The sequence below is a fragment of the Armatimonadota bacterium genome, from assembly GCA_031459765.1.
Lineage (GTDB): Bacteria > Sysuimicrobiota > Sysuimicrobiia > Sysuimicrobiales > Kaftiobacteriaceae > Kaftiobacterium > Kaftiobacterium secundum.
Genome location: JAVKHY010000002.1, coordinates 55,461 through 75,996 on the forward strand (window position 1 = coordinate 55,461; position 20,536 = coordinate 75,996).

At 69.5% G+C, this 20,536-nt stretch carries 15 protein-coding genes; 1 reads left to right on the plus strand and 14 read right to left on the minus strand.

Going from position 1 to position 20,536, the window contains the following annotated elements; genetic code table 11:
- Positions 1-24: 24 nt before the first annotated feature.
- A complete protein-coding gene (locus tag QN141_02975) occupies positions 25-1,218 on the plus strand; it encodes a putative sulfate/molybdate transporter (GenBank protein MDR7557427.1) in 1,194 nt (397 codons plus the stop codon).
- Here QN141_02975 and QN141_02980 read toward each other — a convergent pair.
- The 14 genes from QN141_02980 to QN141_03045 form a co-directional block, all read right to left on the minus strand.
- The gene (locus QN141_02980; GenBank protein ID MDR7557428.1) at positions 1,176-2,204 is read right to left on the minus strand and encodes a hypothetical protein; all 1,029 of its coding nucleotides are present in this window, start codon (positions 2,202-2,204) and stop codon (positions 1,176-1,178) included. The genes QN141_02975 and QN141_02980 overlap by 43 nt on opposite strands.
- Positions 2,201-2,923, minus strand: a complete 723-nt coding sequence (locus tag QN141_02985; protein MDR7557429.1) for a DUF881 domain-containing protein — start codon at positions 2,921-2,923, stop codon at positions 2,201-2,203. The genes QN141_02980 and QN141_02985 overlap by 4 nt, the downstream gene beginning before the upstream one ends.
- Positions 2,920-6,438 carry a DNA polymerase III subunit alpha gene (locus QN141_02990; GenBank protein ID MDR7557430.1) on the minus strand — a complete coding sequence of 1,173 codons (3,519 nt, stop codon included), beginning with the start codon at positions 6,436-6,438 and terminating at the stop codon, positions 2,920-2,922. The genes QN141_02985 and QN141_02990 overlap by 4 nt, the downstream gene beginning before the upstream one ends.
- 79 nt (positions 6,439-6,517) lie before the next feature.
- Entirely contained in the window at positions 6,518-7,879 is a 1,362-nt protein-coding gene (gene gabT / locus QN141_02995) for a 4-aminobutyrate--2-oxoglutarate transaminase (GenBank protein MDR7557431.1), read from the minus strand.
- Positions 7,880-7,920: 41 nt separating this feature from the next.
- Complete coding sequence (gene rlmD, locus QN141_03000; protein ID MDR7557432.1) at positions 7,921-9,339, minus strand: 23S rRNA (uracil(1939)-C(5))-methyltransferase RlmD; 1,419 nt, start codon at positions 9,337-9,339, stop codon at positions 7,921-7,923.
- Complete coding sequence (gatB, locus tag QN141_03005; GenBank protein MDR7557433.1) at positions 9,336-10,835, minus strand: Asp-tRNA(Asn)/Glu-tRNA(Gln) amidotransferase subunit GatB; 1,500 nt, start codon at positions 10,833-10,835, stop codon at positions 9,336-9,338. Before gatB ends, rlmD begins: the two co-directional genes overlap by 4 nt.
- Complete coding sequence (gatA, locus tag QN141_03010) at positions 10,832-12,316, minus strand: Asp-tRNA(Asn)/Glu-tRNA(Gln) amidotransferase subunit GatA (GenBank protein MDR7557434.1); 1,485 nt, start codon at positions 12,314-12,316, stop codon at positions 10,832-10,834. The genes gatB and gatA overlap by 4 nt, the downstream gene beginning before the upstream one ends.
- Positions 12,316-12,615: an Asp-tRNA(Asn)/Glu-tRNA(Gln) amidotransferase subunit GatC gene (gatC, locus tag QN141_03015; protein ID MDR7557435.1), complete on the minus strand. Its 300-nt coding sequence runs from the start codon at positions 12,613-12,615 to the stop codon at positions 12,316-12,318. Before gatC ends, gatA begins: the two co-directional genes overlap by 1 nt.
- A 6-nt stretch (positions 12,616-12,621) precedes the next feature.
- Positions 12,622-13,509 carry an ABC transporter permease gene (locus tag QN141_03020; GenBank protein ID MDR7557436.1) on the minus strand — a complete coding sequence of 296 codons (888 nt, stop codon included), beginning with the start codon at positions 13,507-13,509 and terminating at the stop codon, positions 12,622-12,624.
- 191 nt (positions 13,510-13,700) lie between these two features.
- Positions 13,701-14,726: an ABC transporter permease gene (locus tag QN141_03025; GenBank protein MDR7557437.1), complete on the minus strand. Its 1,026-nt coding sequence runs from the start codon at positions 14,724-14,726 to the stop codon at positions 13,701-13,703.
- Between the two features lie 54 nt (positions 14,727-14,780).
- The gene (locus tag QN141_03030; protein ID MDR7557438.1) at positions 14,781-16,550 is read right to left on the minus strand and encodes an ABC transporter substrate-binding protein; all 1,770 of its coding nucleotides are present in this window, start codon (positions 16,548-16,550) and stop codon (positions 14,781-14,783) included.
- 65 nt (positions 16,551-16,615) lie between these two features.
- The gene (locus QN141_03035) at positions 16,616-17,680 is read right to left on the minus strand and encodes an ABC transporter ATP-binding protein (protein MDR7557439.1); all 1,065 of its coding nucleotides are present in this window, start codon (positions 17,678-17,680) and stop codon (positions 16,616-16,618) included.
- Between the two features lie 33 nt (positions 17,681-17,713).
- The gene (locus tag QN141_03040) at positions 17,714-18,763 is read right to left on the minus strand and encodes an ABC transporter ATP-binding protein (GenBank protein ID MDR7557440.1); all 1,050 of its coding nucleotides are present in this window, start codon (positions 18,761-18,763) and stop codon (positions 17,714-17,716) included.
- 60 nt (positions 18,764-18,823) lie between these two features.
- Complete coding sequence (locus QN141_03045; protein ID MDR7557441.1) at positions 18,824-20,494, minus strand: peptide ABC transporter substrate-binding protein; 1,671 nt, start codon at positions 20,492-20,494, stop codon at positions 18,824-18,826.
- Between the last annotated feature and the right edge of the window lie 42 nt (positions 20,495-20,536).

A 20,536-nucleotide genomic window follows, 5' to 3' on the forward strand; every position in this document is an offset into this window, starting at 1 on the left:
CGATCCGGCCGAAGGAGCCTCATCGTGCCTCAGATCCCGCTGCTGCGCGCCGTTCCGCGGACTGGCCCTGCGTCGATCCGCTTTGACCGCAACGAGCTGGCCGGCGCCTTCGGCGACATCGGTACCGACCTGCCGCTGATCGTCGGGATGATCCTGGCCGCGGGGCTGGACAGCGCCAGCGTGCTGACCATGTTCGGCATCATGCAGATTGCCACCGGACTCATCTACCGCATGCCGATGCCGGCGCAGCCCCTCAAGGCCATGGCCGCCATCGTCATCAGCCGGAAGCTCGCCGCGGGCGTCCTCTACGGCGGAGGTCTGGCCGTGGGCCTCATCATGCTCCTGCTGGTCGCCACCGGCCTGCTGACCTGGCTGGCCCGCGTCATCCCCCTGACGGTGATCCGCGGGATCCAGTTCGGGCTGGGACTCCAGCTCGCGTCCCTCGCCCTGCGCGACTACGTGCTGGCCGAAGGCCTCCCCGGCTACCTCCTGGCCGCGGCGGCCTTTCTGATCGTGGTGCTGCTCCTCGGGAACCGCCGGTTCCCGGCGGCGTTGTTCGTCATCGCCTGCGGAGTCGTCTACGCCTTCGGGTTCACCCTGGATGCGGGGACGGTCGCCCGAAGCGTCGGATTTCGTCTGCCGGCCGTGCACCTCCCCGCGACGGGCGAGGTGCTGACGGGGTTGGTCCTCCTCGCCCTGCCGCAGATTCCCCTGTCGCTGGGGAACTCGGTGCTGGCCACCTGGCAGACCGCGCGGGACCTCATGCCGGAGCGGCCGATCACCCTGCGCAAGATCGGGGCAACCTACGCGGCGATGAACCTCCTCAACCCCTTCCTGAGCGGGATTCCGACCTGCCACGGCTCCGGCGGGCTTGTCGGCCACTACACCTTCGGGGCGCGCACGGGCGGGTCGGTCGTCATGTACGGCCTGCTCTACGTGATCCTGGGACTGTTCTTTAGCGGCGGCTTCGACCGACTCATCCACGTCTTCCCCCTGCCGATGCTCGGGGTGCTGCTGCTGTTCGAGGGGCTCGGGCTGATGGCCCTGGTGGGACGGCTTGACGACGGACGCGGCCAACTCCGCCTGGCCCTGCTCCTCGGGCTGATCGCGGGGTGGCTGCCGTACGGGTATCTCCTGGCCCTGGGGATCGGACCGCTGCTGGTGGCGCTCGACCGCTATCGGGGCGCGGGAGGCGGACCGGCGAAGACGCCGAGATAGCGGCGCATGAAGCCGGCCAGGGGGCCGGGCCGGGAGAGCATGGCCGCGGCCGCGCCGGTCAGGCGCAGGGGCAGGAGCAGCAGCGCCGCGTTGGCCCAGGTCAGCGCGAGGAAGGTTCCCCGGGCCGCGCCGGTAAAGGCCTCGTAGGCCCGCGCCGCCGCGGCGAGGGAGGAGGTGCCGTCCAGCACCTCCTGGAGCAGCTGGCCCGCCTTCCACCCGGCCAGGACGGCGGTGCGGATCCCTTCACCGGTAAGCGGCAGGCACTGCCCCGCGGCGTCCCCGACGACGAAGACCTCATCGACCACGGGTGAGGTCAGTCCGGAGGCCAGATACCCGCCGTGCAGCGCACCCGGCCGCAGGCCAAACCGGGCCAGGAAGGCGGTGAGACCGTCCGCCAGGCGCGTGCGGCCCAGGTAGCTCAACACCCCGAAGCGGACGGTCTCCCGGCAGGGAAACGCCCAGGCATATCCGTCGCGCACCTCCGGAAGGAAGTAGAAATGGAGTCCCGGCGGAAACGGGGTCGCAAGCTCCGTCTCGATCCCGAAGGCCCTCAGGCGTCGCCTCACGGCGTGGCTGGCTAGGGCCGCCCGCCACCCGGTGGCGTCGATCAGGAGCCGGCCGGCCACCGCGCCGTCCCGGGTCAGCACCGTTCGGCCGTGCCGCCGCAGGACCGCGCTCTGACGGAAGACGGCCACGGTGCGGGCGAAGGCCTGCTGGCAGAACCCCGCATAGTCGAAGGTACAGAACGGCTCGGGCAGCGGCCACACCGTCTCCCGGCGGGGGGTATGCAGGACGAGGGCGTCGTGCACCTGGAGGACGGCGGCCTCCGCGCCCATGGCCCGGACGATCCCTACCGGCGCGGCGCAGGCCGAGGTCTGCCCGGCGCCCAGGGGAGACCGGTCCAGCAGCAGGACCCGGCCCCGCAGCCGCTGCGCCGCGGCCAGGCCGCCGAAACTGGCCCCGGCGATGACGGCGTCCCAGATCATTCCACGGGTTTGGCGTACTCGAAGGTGAGCGGCCCCTTGTAGGGGGGCACGGTGAGGGCGTCCCGGCGGAAAATGTGGATCGTCAGCCCCAGCGCCCGCAGCCCTTCAATCAGGCCGCCCCGGATCTTCAGGGCGCCTTCCAGTGTGGCCGGATCGCCGATGGCCACGATCTCGAAGGGACCCGTCAGCCGCTGGAGGTTGACGACGATGGTCCCGCCGACCTGATTCAGCCCGGTCGTGGCGCTGATGCGCTGGCCATTGACGGCGATCGCCTCGGCGCCGGCGGCCCACAGTTCGTTGACCACGGCGACGATGTCCTGGTAGTTGACGACCACGGGCGTGGGGCCTTTGGGCGGTGTCTTCGGATCGGCCAGACGGACAATGACCCCCGGTCCGCGCATCGCCTTCAGACCGAGGGCCACCCGCAGGGTCTCCAGTTCGCGCCCCATCGCCTCCTGCAGGCTGCGTCCCTCGCTGGCCGCCCGTTCGTAGGTCTCCAGCTGTCGACGCAACTCGGTGACCTGGGATTCCAGCGAAAGCCGCGCCTCGCGCTCTTCGCGGAGCAGCGTGGCCAGGGCATAGACGTTCCGCGTCGGCACCGGCACCTGGGAGGTGAGGGTCCGGCCGGCCCGGCTCTGGATGACGACGAGAAACCCCAGGGCCACCATGGTCAGTGTCATGGCCAGGCGCCAGAAGGTCAGGCCGGGACGGAGGGTCATTCCTGCCATACGCTTCCCCTGCCCAGCAGCGCCTCCAGTTCGCCGCGCAACTCCGGGGTAGCGCTCACCCGCACCTCGCGCGCGTCCAGGACGACTTCCCGCCCGGCACTGACCAGGTGCAGGACCACGGGATCCCCGCCCCGGCGGCGGCCCAGGAGGTCGCGGAGTCGCTGCAGCCCTTCTTCGCCGCACTGCGCCGTGTCCACGCGCAGGTGCAGGCTGCGGGACGGCGGCTCCTCCTCCGCTCCCTGGTCCTCCGGCGTGCCGGGACGCACAGCGCCGTTGCCCGACTCGGGCGCCACCAGCGGTTCCACCTCCTCCGCCTCCTCCAGGGGCAGGATGGCGTCGGCCAGGACCTTGGCCTGCTGCTCGGCGACGTCGAGCCTGCCGCGCACCACCACCACCGCGTCGCGCTTGAGCAGGAAGTGCACCTGTTCATAGGTCTTGGGGAAGACGATCACTTCCGCGCTGGCGGTGAGGTCTTCCAGGGTGACGAAGGCCATGGCCGATCCACTCTTCGTCGTGGTGCGTTTCACCCCCGTGATGATGCCGCCGACCACCACCGGGGTCCTGTCCGGCAGTTCGGCGAGGTGCCGCAGGGCGACGTTCACCCGCGCGCTCAGCTGGGCGTGGACATGGCGCAGCGGATGGTCGGAGATGTACAGACCGAGCATCTCCTTCTCCATCTGCAGCAGCTCCTCCCGGGAGAACTCCTCGACCTGGAGGGCGGATTCCCCGGCCGCGGGCGCCAGTTCGAAGAGGCCGGTCTGGCCCGAGGCGCGCTCCCGCTGCGCCCGCTGGGCCCGGTCCATGGCGCTGTCCAGCAGCGCCAGCATCTGGGCGCGCCCGCCGAGCCGGTCCAGCGCGCCGGCCTTGATCAGGCTCTCCAGCACCCGCTTGTTCACGGCGCGGGGATCGACGCGCTCCAGCAGGTCGAGCAGGCTGGTGAACGGCCCGCCGTGCTTGCGGGCCTGGAGGATGGCCTCCACCGCCCCCAGCCCCACGTTCTTCACCGCGGCCAGCCCGAACCGGATGGCATCGCCCACCACGGTGAAGGTCTCGAAGGATTCGTTGACGTCGGGGGGGAGGACGTCGATGCCCATCCGCTGGGCTTCGGTCACGGCGGCGGCGACCTTCTCGGCGTTGCCGGCCTCGCTGCTGAGCACCGCCGCCATGTACTCCACCGGGTAGTTGGCCTTCAGGTAGGCGGTGTAGTAGGCGATGAGGCCGTAGCAGGCGGCGTGCGCCCGGTTGAACCCGTAGCGGGCGAAGGGCTCGAACAGTTCGAAGATCGCCTCGGCGGTGGGGAGGGGCACGCCGCGGTTGACGCACCCGGCGATGAACTTGGCCCGTTGCTGCTGGAGCTTGTCGCGGATCTTCTTGCCGATGGCGTAGCGCAGGACGTCGGCCTCGGCGGAGGAGAAGCCGGCCACGGCCTGGGCCACAGCCATGACGTCTTCCTGGTAGACCATCACCCCGTAGGTCTCCCGCAGGACCGGTTCCATGGCCGGGTGAAGCACGGTAGGCGGTTCCAGGCCGTGCTTGCGGCGGATGTAGCTGGGGATGTTCGCCATCGGGCCGGGCCGGAACAGGGCGACCATGGCCATGATGTCCTGGATGCTGGTCGGACGCAGCTCCTTGAGGTAGCGGGTCATCCCCGCGCCTTCCAGCTGGAAGACCCCCACGGTCTCGCCCGCGGAGAGCAGGTCGTAGGTCTTCCGATCGTCCAGCGGAATGGCCGCCAGGTCGATGGTCACCCCCCGCGTCTTCCGGATGATGGTCATCGCCCGGTCCAGGATGGTCAGGTTGGCCAGCCCCAGGAAGTCCATCTTCAGCAGGCCGATCCGCTCGACCGCCGTCATGTCGTACTGGGTCATGGGCATGACCGCGGTCTCCCCTTCGCCCGGCCGGCCCGCCCCTTGCCCCTCGGCCTTCGTGGCCCGCTGCAGCGGGACGTGATCGGTGAGCGGATCGCGCGAGATGATGATGCCCGCGGCGTGGGTGCTGGCGTGGCGAGCCACGCCTTCCAGCTTGCGGGCCAGGTCCAGCAGGCGCCGGATCTGCGGATTCTCCCCGGCCGCACGCTGCAGCTCGGGCTCGCCCCGCACCGCCTCTTCCAGGGAAGTCCCGAAGGGGATGAGTTTGGCGATGCGGTCCACCTCGCCGTAGGGCAGCCCCATGACGCGGCCCACATCCCGCACGGCCTGCCGCGCGCCCATCGTGCCGAAGGTGATGATCTGGGCCACGTGGTCCGCCCCGTACTTGTCCACCACGTAGCGGATGACCTCGTCCCGCCGGCTGTCCATGAAGTCCACGTCGATGTCCGGCATGGTCACGCGCTGGGGGTTCAGGAACCGCTCGAAGGGGAGCCGGTAGGCGAGCGGGTCGACGTCGGTCACATTCAGCGCGTAGAGCACCAGGCTGCCCGCGGCGGAGCCCCGCACGGTGGTGAGGATGCCCCGGCGCTTGGCGAAGTTCACGAAGTCGGCGACGATCAGGAAGTAGGCGGCGTATCCCATCCGCCCGATGATGGAGAGCTCCTCCTCGAGCCGCTGCCGCACCCCCGGCGTTACGGACGCGTAGCGCCGCTGCAGTCCGGCTTCGCAGAGGTTGCGCAGGTAGGAGTCCACGGTCTCCCCCGCCGGCACGGGGAAGTGGGGCAGCTTCACGGCGCCCAGCTCCACCTCCACCTGCGCCCGCTCGGCGACCTCCAGGGTGGCCCGCAGCGCCTGGGGCAGCTCGGCGAAGACCCGGGCCATCTCTTCTCCCGACTTCAGGTAGAACTCCGGCGTGGCCCCCATCCGCGGCTTGTCGGCGGCATCCAGATTGACATTCATCTGGATGCACATCAGGGCGTCCTGGGCGTCGGCATCGCCCTGCTCCACGTAGTGGACGTCGTTCGTGGCGATCAGCGGCAGCGCCAGGGCCCGGCTCAGTTCGCGCATCGCGGCGATGTGTTCCCGCTGTTCAGGAAGGCCGTGGAACTGGACTTCGAGATAGAAGTTGCCCGGGCCGAAGATCTCACTGTAGCGGCCCGCAAGGTCGCGGGCCGCGGCCATGTCCCCGCGCAGGACGGCCTGGGCGATCTCTCCCTTCAGGCACCCGGACAGCCCGATGAGCCCCGCGCTGTGGCGGGCCAGCAGATCCTTGTCGATCCGCGGCTTGTAGTAGAACCCGTCCAGGTGCGCGGCCGTGGTGAGCCGGATCAGGTTGCGGTAGCCTTCGGCGTTCGTCGCCAGCAGGACCAGGTGGAAGGCGTTGCCGTCCAGCTTGGGATCCCGGTCGGCCAGCGTGCGCGGCGCGACGTAGGCCTCCACCCCGATGATCGGCGTGATCCCGGCCTCCCGGGCCCTGGTGTAGAACTCCACCACCCCGTACATCGCCCCGTGGTCCGTGATGGCGATGGCCGGCATCTCCAGCTGCCGCGCCCGGGCGATGAGGGGGGCAATCCGGCTGTGGCCGTCCAGCAGGGAGTACTCCGTATGGAGGTGACAGTGTACGAATGGGGTGGGCATGCCACCGAAGACCCTCACACCGGATTCTCGGTCATTGTAGCAGCCCCCTGCGCCGAGGGGAACGCGGCGCGGGGGGCCGCTACCGGGCGGTCCCGCGCGGGCGCGGGGCGGTCCCCTCCTGCGCCACCTCGAGCACCGTCGCTTCCAGGATGCCCAGCGCCTCCTCCAGCTGCGCATCGCTGATGACCAGCGGCGCAAGGAGGCGCACGACGTTGTTGAAGAGGCCGGCCCGCAGCAGCAGCACCCCCCGGTGCATGGCGCGCCGGATCACCTCCAGCGTTTCGCGCGGGGCGGGTTCCTTGGTCGCCCGGTCCCGGACGAGCTCCAGGGCCACCATCGCCCCCAGTCCGCGCACGTCCCCGACCAGTGCCGCCTTTTCCTGCAGCCGCCGGAACCGCTCCACCATCCGCGCCCCGAGCGCCGCGGTGCGCTCGACCAGACGCTCCTCGGCCATGACCTGGAAGACCGCCAGGGCCGCCGCGCAGGCCACCGGGTTGCCGACGTAGGTCCCGCCCAGCGCTCCCTCCGGCAGCGCATCCAGGTAGTCCCGGACTCCGACGACGGCGGAGACGGGCAGCCCCACGGCGATGGATTTGGCCACGGTCATCAGGTCGGGCTCGACGCCGTAGTGCTCCACGGCGAACATCCTGCCGGTGCGACCGAAACCGGTCTGGATCTCGTCCACGACCAGCAGGATGCCGTACCGGTCCGCGAGCTGGCGCAGCTGGGGGAGGAACTCCGCCGGCGGGATGATGAACCCGCCCTCGCCCAGGACCGGCTCGACGACGATGGCCGCCACCCGGTCGGGCTGCACGTGCGCGACGAACAGATGCTCAAGGCGGCGGAGGGCCCAGGCCGCCGGGTCGGCAGCCTCCGACCGGTACGGGTCGGGGAAGGGGGCGCGGTAGACTTCGGGCATGAAGGGCCCGAAGTTGCGCTTGTACGGGTCGATCTTGCTGGTCAGGGAGAGACTCATGTAGGTCCGACCGTGGAACGCGCCCTCGAAGGCGATGACCGCCGGGCGGCCGGTCACGGCACGGGCAATCTTCACCGCGTTCTCCACCGCTTCGGCGCCGGAGTTGAAGAGGACTGCCTTCTTGGGCCGGGGACCCGGCGCCGCCCGGCACAGCGTCTCGCAGAGGCGGACGTAGGGCTCATAGGGCATGACGCTGAAGTCGGTGTGGGTGAAGCGGGCGGCCTGCTCCGTGATGGCCCGGACGACCCGGGGATGGGAATGGCCGACGTTCAGGCAGCCCACACCCCCGGAGAGATCGATGAAGGTGTTGCCGTCGACGTCGTGGAGCAGCGCGCCCTCCGCGCGCTCGACCACGGCCGGAAGGTGGATCCCGATGGCGGTGGAGACGTAGCGCTCCTTTTCCGCCAGGATGGCCTTCGATTTCGGGCCGGGGAGCGTGCGGGTCACCACGTTGGCGTACGGCATCGGACCTTTCCCTCCCGTTGTTGACTCGCTCCAGTCGTCTCCTACCCGGCGCGCCGCAGGGCCACGACGCAGTGCACCCGGCTGGTCTGGGGCAGCAGATCCACCGGCTGGATCCCGGTGACCGCGAATCCCGCGGCTCGGGCGGTCCACAGGTCCCGTTCCAGCAGGCGCAGGGAGGTCCCGGCCACGGCCAGCCGTCGGACGCCCGTTCCGCCCAGGGCGGCAAACACCTCGGGGCTGGTGGGCCGGCGCCGCGAGGTCACGACGGCGGCATCGAACCGCTCCCCGCGGGCGCGGAGCTTCTCCGTCACCCGCTCCGGCGCGCGGGTGTAGAAGACACAGTTGTGGACCCCGTTGATCTGCGCGTGTTCCCAGGCGCGGTGCATCGCCTCCCGGGTCGGAGCAATGCCCACCACCCGGGCGGCGCGCGAGGCCAGCCAGAGGGGGACGAGGCCGTCTTCGCAGGCCACGTCCAGCACGGTGTCGCCGCTCCGGACGGCCAGCGCCGCGGCGATCGCCTCCAGCCACACCGGTATCGCCCCGGGGTTGGGCGGCAGGGAGGGTTCCGGGTACAGCCGCAGGCGCAGCCCGGCGATTTCGTCCTCGATGTAGGGCCGACCCCACAGCAGCGTGACCCGGCCCAGCGGCTCCGCGCTGTGCCGGGGTTGCACCGAGAGATACAGGCTGGTCACACCGGGCACGGCCTCGCGGATGGCGCGGACCACCTCCATCCGGTCGGGCAGGTCGTCGGTCGCGGACAGCACGATCATCGTCTCTCCCGTGGCCAGGGCGCCCTGGACGATGACTCCGCGCATCAGGCCCCCTCCCGCCACGTGGTCGTAGATCGGCAGCCGGAGCCGGCTGACCACCTCGCGCACGGCCTCGAGCGCGGCGACGTTGCCGGCCTGCTGGATCGGGCACTCGCGGATGTTGATCACCCGCCGGTCTTCGCCGCCCCCGTGATAGCCGGCGACCACCCGATCCCGGCGCACGGCGAAGACCGCCTGCAGCCTGTTCCGGTATCTCCACACGCCGCCGCCCACGGCGGGGAGGACCTCCGCCGCCGTCCCCTCCAGCAGCCGGGCCAGGACATCTCGCACGAGCTGGACCTTGTAGTGCCGCTGGGCGTCGTCCGACAGGTGCTGCCACTGGCATCCCCCGCAGAGGCCGAAGTGACGGCAGCGGGGCGTGGCGGCCTGCGGCGACTTGCGGAGCAACGCCGCAATCCGCCCCCGGGCGGGATCCCCCCCGCGCACGATGCGCACCACCGCCTCTTCACCGGGGATGGCAAAGGGCACCGCCACGAGGTGGTTCCCGACGGGGGCCGTCGCCGGTCCCTCCGGATCCATGGCGCGGAAGGTCACCGTCAGCTGCTGGCCCGCCCGGGGCCTGCGGCTCTCCTCGGCTCTCCGGCGGGCCGGAGCGTCCCGGCGCCGGACGGCGCCGCGGGGTCCCCTCATTGCTGTTCCAGGTGTTCCCGCAGGAGCGCCGTGACCATCTCGGGGTTGGCGCGTCCCCGGGTCTTCTTCATCACCTGGCCGACGAGGAAGGCCATCGCCCGGGCCTTGCCCGCCCGCACGTCGGCGACCGGGGCGGGGTGTTCGCGCAGGACCTCCTCCACCACGGCCCGGAGCGCCTCCCGATCGCTGATCTGCCCCAACCCGCGGGATCGCACCAACTCCCCCGGCCGCGAGCCGGTGGTCAGCATGTCGGGCAGCAGTTCCTTCGCCGTCCGACCGCTGATCGTCCCCGTCTCGATGAGGTCCAGCAGCTCGGCCAGGTGATCGGGGCCGATGGGGAGATCCTCGAGCTCCTTCCCCTGCGCGTTGAGATAGGCTGTGATCTCCCCCACGAGCCAGTGGCTCACGGTCCTGGGCTGGGGAAATCGCCGCACCACTTCCTCGAAGAAGGCGGCCATGCCCGCGCTGGAGACGATCAGGTCGGCGTCCTGCGCGGACAGCCCGTAGTCGCGGAGATACCGTCCCCGGCGCTGCTCAGGAAGCTCGGGGAGGCTGCGCCGGACCTCCTCGACGGGCGTGATCCCCGTCACCCCCAGCGCCACGGCCTCAGCGGCGGTCCGCGGCACGACCACGGGGACGAGGTCGGGCTCGGGGAAGTAGCGGTAGTCCTGGGCTTCCTCCTTCGTCCGGGAGGCGAAGGTCACCCCGCGGTCCTCATCCCAGTGGCGGGTCTCCTGCTCCACGATCCTCCCGGCGGCCAGCAGCTCGCGCTGGCGGGCGACCTCGTAGAGCAACGCCCGCTCCACCGAGCGCAGGGAGTTCATGTTCTTCACTTCGGTGCGCGTCCCCAGCGCCTCGCCGGGCCGCCGCAGAGAGATGTTGGCGTCCACGCGCAGACTGCCCTCTTCCATCCGTCCCGAGCTGACCCCGATGGCCTGCAGCAGGGCCCGGAGGGCGGCGAGAAAGCGGCGGGCCTCTGTGGGCGTGTGCAGGTCCGGGTCCGTGACGATCTCCATGAGCGGGACGCCGGAGCGGTTGTAGTCCACGAGCGAGTACCGACCGTGCGCGGGATGGACGAGCCGGCCGGTGTCTTCTTCGAGGTGGACACGGCGGATCCCGACGCGGCGGCGCCCTCCTTCTGCGGCGATCTCCATCCAGCCCCCGGAGGCCAGGGGCGGGTGGACCAGGTACTGGTACTGCGTGATCTGGTAGTTCTTCGGGAGGTCGGGGTAGTAGTAGTTCTTCCGATGGAACCGGCTTTCGGGGTGCACCGTGCAGTTCAGGGCCACGGCGGTGCGGACGCCCAGCTCCACCGCCCGGCCGTTGAGCACGGGCAGCGCGCCCGGCAGTCCCAGGCAGACCGGGCAGACCTGGGTGTTGGGTGGGGCGCCGAAGGTCGTCGGGCAGGCACAAAACATCTTGGACTGCGTCAGCAACTGCACGTGGATCTCCAGGCCGATCACCGTTTCCAGCTCCACGGCAGGCCGCGCGCTCACGGCCGACCCTCCTGCGCCGGCGCCCCGGCCGTCCCGTCGAGGGGCGGCCGCTGACGGTGCCACTCCGTGGCCTGCTCGTAGCAGTGGGCCGCCCGCAACACCGTGGCCTCATCGAAGGGGCGCCCGATCAGCTGCAGCCCGACGGGCAGCCCGTCGGCAAACCCGCAGGGAACCGAGATGGCCGGCAGGCCCGCCAGGTTTACCGGAATCGTGTAGACATCGGCCAGGTACATCTGGAGCGGATCCTCGACCTTCTCGCCCAGGCGGAAGGCCGGCGTCGGGGACGTGGGCATCACTACCAGGTCCACTGTATCGAAGGCCCGCGCGAAGTCCTGGCACACCAGGGTCCGGACCCGCTGGGCCTTGAGGAAGAACCCCTCGTAGTATCCGGCCGAGAGCGCATAGGTCCCCAGCATGATCCGCCGCTTGACCTCCGGCCCGAAGCCGTCGCGGCGGGTCTGCAGGTACATCCCGTCCAGATCGCGGGATGCGGCGCGCAGGCCGTAGCGCACGCCGTCGTAACGTGCCAGGTTGGTGCTGGCTTCGGAGGTCGCCAGCAGGTAGTAGGTCGGCAGGGCGTAGGAGATCGTCGGCAGGCTGACCTCCACGACCTCGGCGCCCTCGTCCTGCAACACCTGGGCGGCCCGCCGGACCGCGTCACCGACCGCCGGCAGGAGCCCTTCCCCGAAGGCCTCGCGGGCCAGGCCCAGGCGCAGCCCCCTGACGTCCCCCGTCAGCGCCCGCAGGTAGTCGGGAACCGGGAGATCCACCGACGTGGAATCCGCCGGATCGCGCCCGGCGATGACGCCCAGCAGCAGGGCGGCATCGGCCACGGTGGAGGCCAGCGGACCGATCTGGTCCAGGGACGAGGCGAAGGCGACGAGGCCGTAGCGGGAGACGCGGCCGTAGGTGGGCTTGAGCCCGACGATGCCGCAGAACCCGGCCGGCTGGCGGATCGACCCGCCCGTGTCGCTGCCCAGCGCCAGGGGCGCCATCGCCGCCGCGACGGCCGCCGCCGAGCCGCCGCTGCTGCCGCCGGGCACGCGCGACGGATCCCAGGGGTTGCGCGTCGGCCCGAAGGCGGAGTTCTCTGTGGACGACCCCATGGCGAACTCGTCGAGGTTCGTCTTCCCGACGAGCACCGCCCCGGCCCGGCGCAGCCGGGTGACGACCGTCGCATCGTAGGGGCTGGTCCACCGTCCCAGGATGCGCGACCCGCAGGTGGTGGGAAAATCCACCGTGCAGATGTTGTCCTTCACGGCCACCGGGAGCCCGGCCAGCGGGGGCAGGTCGTGGCCGCGGGCGTACCGGTCGTCCCAGGCCCGGGCCGCCTCCAGAGCCCGGTCGCCGTCGACGGCCAGGAAGGCGTGCAGGAGTGCGTCGCAGGCGGCGATGCGGTCCAGGAAACGGGCCGTGAGCTCACTGGGGGCGATCTCTTTCGCCCGCAGGCGGGCCAGGATTTCGACGGCGGGACGACGGATCAGGGCGGCGTCTCCGACTCGATCACGGGCGGCACCTTGAAGAACCCGTCCTCCTGCTCGGGGGCGCCCCCCAGCACGGCGTCCCGGGGCAGGCCTGGCCGCGGCGTGTCGTCCCGGAGCACATTCGTCATCGCCACGATGTGCGCTGTGGGCGCCACCCCCTCGGTGTCCAGCCGCTGCAGCACGGCGAAGTACTCCAGCAGCGCCCCCAGCTGTCGGGTGAAGCGCTCGCGTTCCTCCGGCGTCAGCTCCAGGCGGGCCAGACGGGCAACGTGGTCGACGACGCGGCGATCAATCACAGCCCACTAACTCGCCCCCCGCAGGCGCGGGTCCAGGATGTCGCGGAAGGCGTCGCCGAGCAGGTTCCAGCCCAGCACGAAGAGGAAGATGGCCGCGCCCGGGAAGACCACCACATACCAGTAGGCCAAGGGATTGCCCGGCGCGCCCAGGATCCAGTTGCGGGAGAGGTTGATCAGCATCCCCCAGTCGGCGTAGCCGACCTCCGCGCCCAGCCCCAAAAAGCTCAGCGCCGCCGCGGTGAGCACGATGAGCCCGACGTCCAGCGAGCCGAAGACCAGGAAGGGGTAGATGGCGTTGGGAATGATGTGCCGGAAGATGATGCGCACGTCGCTGGCGCCCATGGCCCGGGCCGCCTCGACAAAGTCGCGGCTGCGGACCCCCAGGATGTCTCCCCGGAGCAGGCGCGCATAGGTCGGCCAGTTCACCATGGCGATGGCGATCATGACATTGTCCAGGCTGCGTCCCAGGACCGCGACCACGACCACGGCCAGGACCAGCCCGGGGAAGGCCAGGAAGACGTCCGTGATGCGCATGATGACCTCGTCCAGGCGCCCGCCGTAGTAGCCGGAGATCCCGCCCAGGACCAGCCCCACCGCCACCGAGATGGCGATCACGGTGACGGAGACGCGGAAGGCGGTACGCGTCCCCCAGACGATCCCGTAGTACAGGTCGTACTGCCCTTCCGTGGTGCCGAAGGGACGCCCCGGCGCCGGCGGCCTCGGGTCGCTGGCAAACCCCTCCTGCGGGATGAGGTAGGCGTTCCGGGAGGTCGCCGGCGGCGGGGCGAGGATCGGCGCCAGGATGGCCACGGCCACGAAGAAGACGATGAGGGAGAACCCGGCCACCGACAGCGGGTTCTTGCGCATGCGCCGCGTGAAATCGGACGGGACCATCCAGAAGGCGAGGACGAACAGCGCCAGCAGGACGAACTCCGCCGTAGCCAGGGGCTCCCGCAGCAGGCGATCGCGGGAGGACGGCAGCAATAGGGCGACCAGCAACGCCAGCGCCATCAGCCCGACCAGCGGCGCCAGCCGCGCGCGGTTGGTGGAGACGCCCCGGGCCGCGGCGCTGAGGAGACCCATCCCTACTGCAGCCTCACCCGCGGGTCGAAGTAGGCGTACAGGATGTCTGCGGCCAGGTTGCCCAGCACGGTCAGCGCGGCGACGAACATGGCGAAGCCGGTCACCCCGGGGATGTCCAGCTGCTGGGCGGCGAAGGCGCCCCAGCGGCCGATGCCCGGAAAGTTGAAGATGGTCTCGGTGATCACCACGCCGCCCAGCAGCCCCACGAAGGTCAGGCTGCTGAGGGTGATGACGGGGATGAGGGCGTTCTTGCGGGCGTGCACGTTGATCACCACGGACTCGGCCAGTCCCTTGGCCCGGGCCGTGCGGACGTAGTCCTGGCGCAGCACCTCCAGCATCGAGGACCGCGTGATCCGCACCAGCAGCGCAATGGAGATCATGGTCAGGGTCAGCACCGGCCCCATCAGGTGGCGCAGGGCGTCCCAGAAGATCCAGACCTGGCCGTTGAGCAGGGCGTCCACCGTCATCAGGTGGGTGTAGGGCCGGAACTGGCCGGAGCGGACGAAGAGGTCGGCCTCCAGCGACAGCCGTCCCGGCGGGAACCAGTTCAGCCGTCCGTAGAGGAACATCAGGATCAGCAGCCCCCAGACGAAACTGGGCAGGGAGCGGAAGGAGATGGAGAAGACGCGAGAGACGTGGTCGATCATCCTGTCCCGGTGGACGGCGGCGGCCGTGCCCAGCCACACGCCGATGAGCATGATGGGCACGAAGGAGTACAGGGTCAGCTCCAGGGTGGCCGGGAAGAAGGAGCCGATGGCCTGGGCCACCGGCTGGCGGGCCGTCTGGGACCAGCCCATGTTCCCGTGGAAGACCTCCCGCAGCCAGGTGTAGTACTGGATGTGCACGGGCTTGTTCAGCCCGTACTTCTCGATGATGGCGGGCAGGGCGTTGAGCTGGTTGGGGTTGGTGATGAAGGCGGCGGCCCGCATCTCCGGAGCCAGGAACTGGAGCAGGGCGAAGATGAGCAGGGTCACCCCGAAGGCCACCACCGGCAGGAGGAGGAGACGCCGCCCGATGTAGGTTGCCATGCCAGGTCGGGGGCGGCCCGCCCCCGGGGGCGGGCCGCCCCACCCCTCGCCTCCCTACTCCTTGGCCATCGGATACACGTAGGGGCCGAAGAACGCGGGGTTGTTGTACCAGCCGCGCACCCAGCTCCGCATGACGATGAACCCGGTCGGCTGCAGGTACAGCGTCGTGATGTCGTCGTAGGCGATCTTCATCAACTGGAAGTAGATCGCCCGCCGCTTGGCCGGGTCGGTCTCATTCCGGGCGTCCACGATCAGCTTGTCCACCTGGGGGTTGTTGTACCCCTGGGCGCTGCCGTAGGTGCCCTTGCTGTGCTGGAACGGCGTGACGAAGTTGTCCGGGTCCGGATAGTCCGCGGCCCAGCCGATGATCCACATCGGGAGCTTGGACTGCCGGTACAGGGACAGGTACTGGGCCCAGGTCACGCCGCGCACATCCACCTTGAACTTCGGGTTCAGCGCCTCGACGTTGCTCTTCAGGACCTGGGCCATGCACTGGCGGGTGGTGTTGCCGCTGTTGAAGGCGATGGTGAACTTGAACCCGTTGGCCCAGACCTGGCCGCCGCGGGCCTCGCGGAAGGCCGCCTCCGCCCGGGTCCGGTCCGTGGTGTACCACGGCTGGTTGGGGTTGTACCCGAACATGCCCTTGGGGATCGGCCCCCGGTTCACCGCTGCCTTGTTGCGGTTGCAGTCTCGGATCGCCGTGGCGTAGTCGAAGGCGTAGGCGATGCCGCGGCGCACGTTGACGTCGGCGAAGAAGTCTGGCGGCACACCGTTGCCGTCCAGCCGTCCGCTGCCCACGTCGGGGTTGCCGCCCGAGACGTCGATCTTCAGGTTCATGAAGATGCCCGTCACCACCAGCTGGGGCAGGTCATCGACGATGCGCACGCCGGGGAGCCCCTCCACCTGAGTCTGCTCCACGCGGTTGACGCTGACGATGTCGGCGTCGCCCTGCTGCAGCATCAGGCGGCGCGGACCGAAGTCCTCCACCACGCGGTAGATCACCCGGCGAAGTTTGGCCGGCTGGCGCCAGTAGGTGTCGTTGCGCTCCAGGATGGCCTGGCGGTTCTGCCGGTCCCACTGCACCAGCTTGAAGGGCCCGGTGCCGTTGGCCTGGCTGAAGAGCTTGGTGTCCTCGGGCTTGGCCGGGTTGTTCAGGGTGCGCAGGCCGGCCGCCGTGCCGTTCCAGTCGCCCTGGGCGATAGCCCAGCGGCGGTTCACCACCATGGACCACTGCGCCATGATCGAGAGAAACGCCGCATAGGGCTCACGGAGCGTGATGGTCAGGGTGTTGCCGCTGGCCGTGATCGCCTGGTTCGCCTTGTTGAAGAGGCTGACGTCCAGGTTCCCCTTGTCGTCTCGCGTGCTTTCCACGCCGAGGATGGGGGAGAGCAGAATCCAGGACGGTCCGCCGTCGCGGTCCATGAACATGAACCGCAGCAGGGAGTACTTCACGTCCTCCGCCGTCATCGTCGTCCCATCGTGGAACTTCACGTTGGGACGGATCTTGAAGGTGTAGGTCTTTCCGTCCCGGGAAATACCGCCGTTGGCCACGGAGGGCACCTCGGTGGCCAGCATGGGGACGAACGACCCCGTGGAGCCGCCGTTGAAGAAGATCAGCGTCTCGTAGACGTGCCAGAGGAAGATCTCGGAGCTGGCCGTGTCGTAGGCGTAGGCCGGGTCCAGCGACTCCGGGTCGCCGAAGCGCACCAGGATCAGGGTGTCCGGGTTCCGCACGGCCTGGCCTTGGGCGACGCCCGTGGAGCCCACCAGGGCGAAGACCAGGGTGGCCACGAGCAGCGCCGTCAACTGCCGAATCCACGACATGCTGAGCTATCCCCCTCCCATCGGACTGCAGAGTGAGACTGCCGACCTGCCGCTGTCACCTCCTTCTACCCCACGCCCTGCCCTTCACCGCCGCTCACCGTCGGCTGTCTGATCACCGCTGCCTTGCTGCGCTGGTGCTTGAAGGGCAGGACCGGGCAGGCCACAAAGTGTCCGGTGCCCCAGTAGTCCACCAGCGCCGGGTCGTTCACCCGACAGCTCTCCTGCGCGTACAGGCACCGCGTGTGGAACCGGCACCCGGGGGGCGGGTTGACCGGGCTGGGCACGTCCCCCGGGAGGATGATCCGCTCCCGGCGCATCCCCGGGTCCGGAATCGGCACCGCGGAGAGCAGCGCCTCGGTGTAGGGGTGCTGCGGGTTCTCGAAGAGCTGGTCGGCGTCGGCGATCTCCACGATCCGTCCCAGGTACATCACGGCGATCCGGTCGCTGATGTGCTTGACCACCGACAGATCGTGGGCGATGAACAGATAGGTGAGGCCGAACTCCTTCTGCAGCTCCTCCAGCAGGTTCAACACCTGGGCCTGGATGGAGACGTCCAGGGCCGAGACCGGCTCGTCACAGATGATCAGCTTGGGATTGACGGCCAGCGCCCGGGCGATACCGATGCGCTGACGCTGTCCCCCGCTGAACTCGTGGGGGTAGCGGTTGGTGTGGTAGGGGGACAGGCCGACGACCTCCAGGAGCTCCTGGACGCGGCGAATCTTCTCTTTGCCCCGGGCCAGGTTGTGAATCTCCAGCGGCTCGCCGATGATGTCTCCCACGGTCATGCGCGGGTTCAGCGAGGAGTAGGGGTCCTGGAAGATGATCTGCATGTCGCGCCGTAACCGCCGGAGCTCTTCCTTGGTGAGCTTGAAGATGTTGCGCCCCTCGAAGTAGGCCTCGCCGCTGGTGGGCTCCATCAGGCGCAGGATGACCCTCCCGGTGGTGGTCTTCCCGCAGCCCGACTCCCCCACCAGCCCCAGCGTCTCCCCCTTGCGGATGGTAAAGGAGACGTCGTCCACCGCCTTCACCGCCCCCACCTGGCGCTGGAGGATGAACCCCTTGGTGATGGGAAAGTGCTTGACCAGATTCTTCACTTCCAGGATCGTCTCGGTGCTCGACTGGGTGCTCACGCCCGTCCTCCCCTGCGTCTTTCAGATCTGGGCCTAGACCCGCCCGCCCCTGGTGGAGGCGGCCAGCCCGGCCTGCAGCGCCGCCTTCTTGTCCTCCTCGCTGGCGTGCTCGCTGTGGAGGTAACAGCGCGCGGTGTGGGTGTTCACGCCCACGGGGTACTCCGGGGGATCGGCCTTCACGCACACCTCCATGGCAAAGGGGCAACGCGGGGCAAAGGTGCATCCCGGCGGCAGGTCAATCAGACTGGGCGGCTGCCCCTCGATGGGGATCAGCCGCTCCTTGCGTTCGTAGAGCTTGGGGATGCTGTGCAGCAGGCCCCAGGTATAGGGATGCCGCGGGTCGCGGAAGATGTCCTCCACCGTGGCGTGTTCCACCGGCCGGCCGGCGTACATCACGACCACGTTGTCCGCCATCTCGGCCACCACGCCCAGGTTGTGGGTGATGAGGATGATCGCCATGTGGAACTCCTGCTGCAGCTCCCGCATCAGGTCCAGGATCTGGGCCTGGATGGTGACGTCCAGGGCCGTGGTGGGCTCGTCGGCAATCAGGATGGCCGGGTTGCAGGACAGCGCCATGGCGATCATGACGCGCTGACGCATCCCCCCGCTGAACTGGTGGGGGTAGTCCCGCACCCGCTCCCGGGCCAGCGGGATCTTCACCTTCTCCAGCATCTCCGCGGCCCGGTCCCAGGCGTCCTTCTTGCTCAGCCCCTGGTGCAGCATGACCGCCTCGGCGATCTGCTCGCCGATGGTCAGCACCGGGTTCAGCGAGGTCATCGGCTCCTGGAAGATCATGGCGATGCGGTTGCCGCGGATCTTCCGCATCTCCTCCTCGGGGAGGCTGAGCAGGTTCGTCCCCTGGAAGAAGATCTCCCCCTCCACGATCTTGCCGGGGGGGGTGGGGATGAGGCGCATCACGGAAAGGGCGTGCACGCTCTTCCCGCACCCCGATTCCCCCACAATGCCCAGGGTCTCCCCCTTGCGCAGGTCGTAGGAGAGACCGTCCACGGCTTTGACCACGCCCTCGTCGGTGTAGAAGTATGTTTTCAGGTTGCGAACGGAAAGTAGCGTCTCCTCGGCCATCGGCTCACCTCAACTCAAGCAGACCCATGATCTACTTCGGCTGTCGCCGCCCTCGTCCTCTCAACGCTCGCCCCAGGTCCACTCCCAGGCGTTCCACGGGATGTAGAAGGTGCCCAGCCCCGTCGGCCGGATGTTCCGCAGCGCCCGCATGTTGGTGGTCAGGCTGAGGCGGAAGTAGAGCGGGATCATGGGCAGCTCCTCGGCAAAGATCTCCTGCTGGCGGCGGAACAGGGCGATGCGCCGGGTGTCGTCCAGTTCGGCGTTGAGCTGTTCCCAGATCCGGTCGTTCTCGGCGTGGCGCCAGCCGGTGCGGTTGTTGCCCTGCCAGGCGTTCTGCTCGGAGGGGATCATGCTGCTGTGGAAGCGGTCGAACTCGGTCAGCTCCGGACTGAACAGGCTGGCGTACATCGCCAGGTGGGGGAACTGCCGGCGGGAGACCACCGGGCCCAGGAAGACCGAGGCCGGGCGGTTGTCGATGCGCAGATCGATCCCCACCTGCTTCAGCTGTTCCTTCATCACCTGCTCCACCTGCTCCCGGACGGCGTTACCGGCGGTGGTCATAATGGTGATCTCAAAGCGCTTCCCCGCGCCGTCGCGCAACACGCCGTCCGGCCCCATGGTGAACCCCGCCTCCTGGAGCAGGGCCCGGGCCCGGGCCACATCGTAGGCGTACTTCCGGAGGTTGGGGTGGGCGGCCGGATGGCTGGGCGGAATCCAGGAGTGCGCCACGGGCTGGCGGCCGCCCGGACAGGAGATCTCGGCCAGGGCGGTGCGGTCCAGGGCGTGGGCGATGGCCTGGCGGACGCGCCGGTCCCTGAACCACTCGTTGTCCAGGTTGAAGTCCAGCCGTTCCCAGATCATCGCCTCCCGGTAGTGTCCCACCACCGCAGGGTTGCGGCGCTCGATCTGCTCCATCTGGGTGCAGCCGAAGTTGTTGATCTCGGTGGCGTGCACGTCGCCGCTGATCTGGTTGGCCATGAGGACCGTGGAGTCGAGGATGAACCGGAAGACCATCCGCCGAATGGCCGGCCTCCCCAGCGGCCAGCGGTCGTTGGCCTCCAGGGTGATGTGGCTGCCCGGGACCCACTCCACGAAGCGGTAGGGGCCGTTGCCCACGGGGGCCCGCCAGTAGGGATGCCGCTCCAGCGTCTCCGGGCTCTTCAGGTACGCGGCCTGCAGGATGTGCCGCGGGTAGACGAAGTTGAAGCCGAAGGGCAGGCTGTTGGCGAAGGGCCAGCGCTCGTTCCACTGCACGATGATGGTGTAAGGGTCGTTGGGGTTGGGGATCAGGATGTTGTCCACCTTGTTCACGACGAAGCGGGCCACCCGCGGGGTGCGGGGATTGCGCGCCATCTGATAGGTGAAGACGTAGTCCAGCGCGGTGACCGGGCGGCCGTCGTGCCAGGTGAAACCGCGCTTGAGTTTCCAGGTCACCCGCATCTTGTTGTCGGGCAGCAGGACCCAGTCGCCGTCTTTGAGGGAGGGCAGCTTCTCCACCATGATGGGGGTGCGGACCCATTTGTCCGTGAAGGGCGCGACGTAGCCGAAGAGAGGGTTGTGGATCACCCCGGCCACGGCCATGATCGTGAACAGCCCGAGCTGGTCCGGCTCCTGGGCCAATCCGACGACCACCGTCTCGCGACCGGCCGGACCGGCCGCCGCCGGCCCCCCTGGTGCGAGAAGTGCGGCGGGAGCCGCCAGCAGGATCACGACAGCCAGGATCCGTCTCATCCCCGCTCCCCTCCCTCCCCTGTGGTGCACCGCGGCCGCACC

Excerpts from the sequence above, each read along its gene's own strand:
- gabT (MDR7557431.1), bottom strand. The coding sequence starts at position 7,879 with ATGCCGTACGCCAACGTGGTGACCCGCACGCTCCCCGGCCCGAAATCG.
- rlmD (MDR7557432.1), bottom strand. The coding sequence starts at position 9,339 with ATGAGGGGACCCCGCGGCGCCGTCCGGCGCCGGGACGCTCCGGCCCGC.
- QN141_02985 (MDR7557429.1), bottom strand. The coding sequence starts at position 2,923 with ATGACCCTCCGTCCCGGCCTGACCTTCTGGCGCCTGGCCATGACACTG.
- QN141_03020 (MDR7557436.1), bottom strand. The coding sequence starts at position 13,509 with ATGGTCCCGTCCGATTTCACGCGGCGCATGCGCAAGAACCCGCTGTCG.
- QN141_03040 (MDR7557440.1), bottom strand. The coding sequence starts at position 18,763 with ATGGCCGAGGAGACGCTACTTTCCGTTCGCAACCTGAAAACATACTTC.
- QN141_02990 (MDR7557430.1), bottom strand. The coding sequence starts at position 6,438 with ATGCCCACCCCATTCGTACACTGTCACCTCCATACGGAGTACTCCCTG.
- QN141_03045 (MDR7557441.1), bottom strand. The coding sequence starts at position 20,494 with ATGAGACGGATCCTGGCTGTCGTGATCCTGCTGGCGGCTCCCGCCGCA.
- QN141_02980 (MDR7557428.1), bottom strand. The coding sequence starts at position 2,204 with ATGATCTGGGACGCCGTCATCGCCGGGGCCAGTTTCGGCGGCCTGGCC.
- QN141_03030 (MDR7557438.1), bottom strand. The coding sequence starts at position 16,550 with ATGTCGTGGATTCGGCAGTTGACGGCGCTGCTCGTGGCCACCCTGGTC.
- QN141_03025 (MDR7557437.1), bottom strand. The coding sequence starts at position 14,726 with ATGGCAACCTACATCGGGCGGCGTCTCCTCCTCCTGCCGGTGGTGGCC.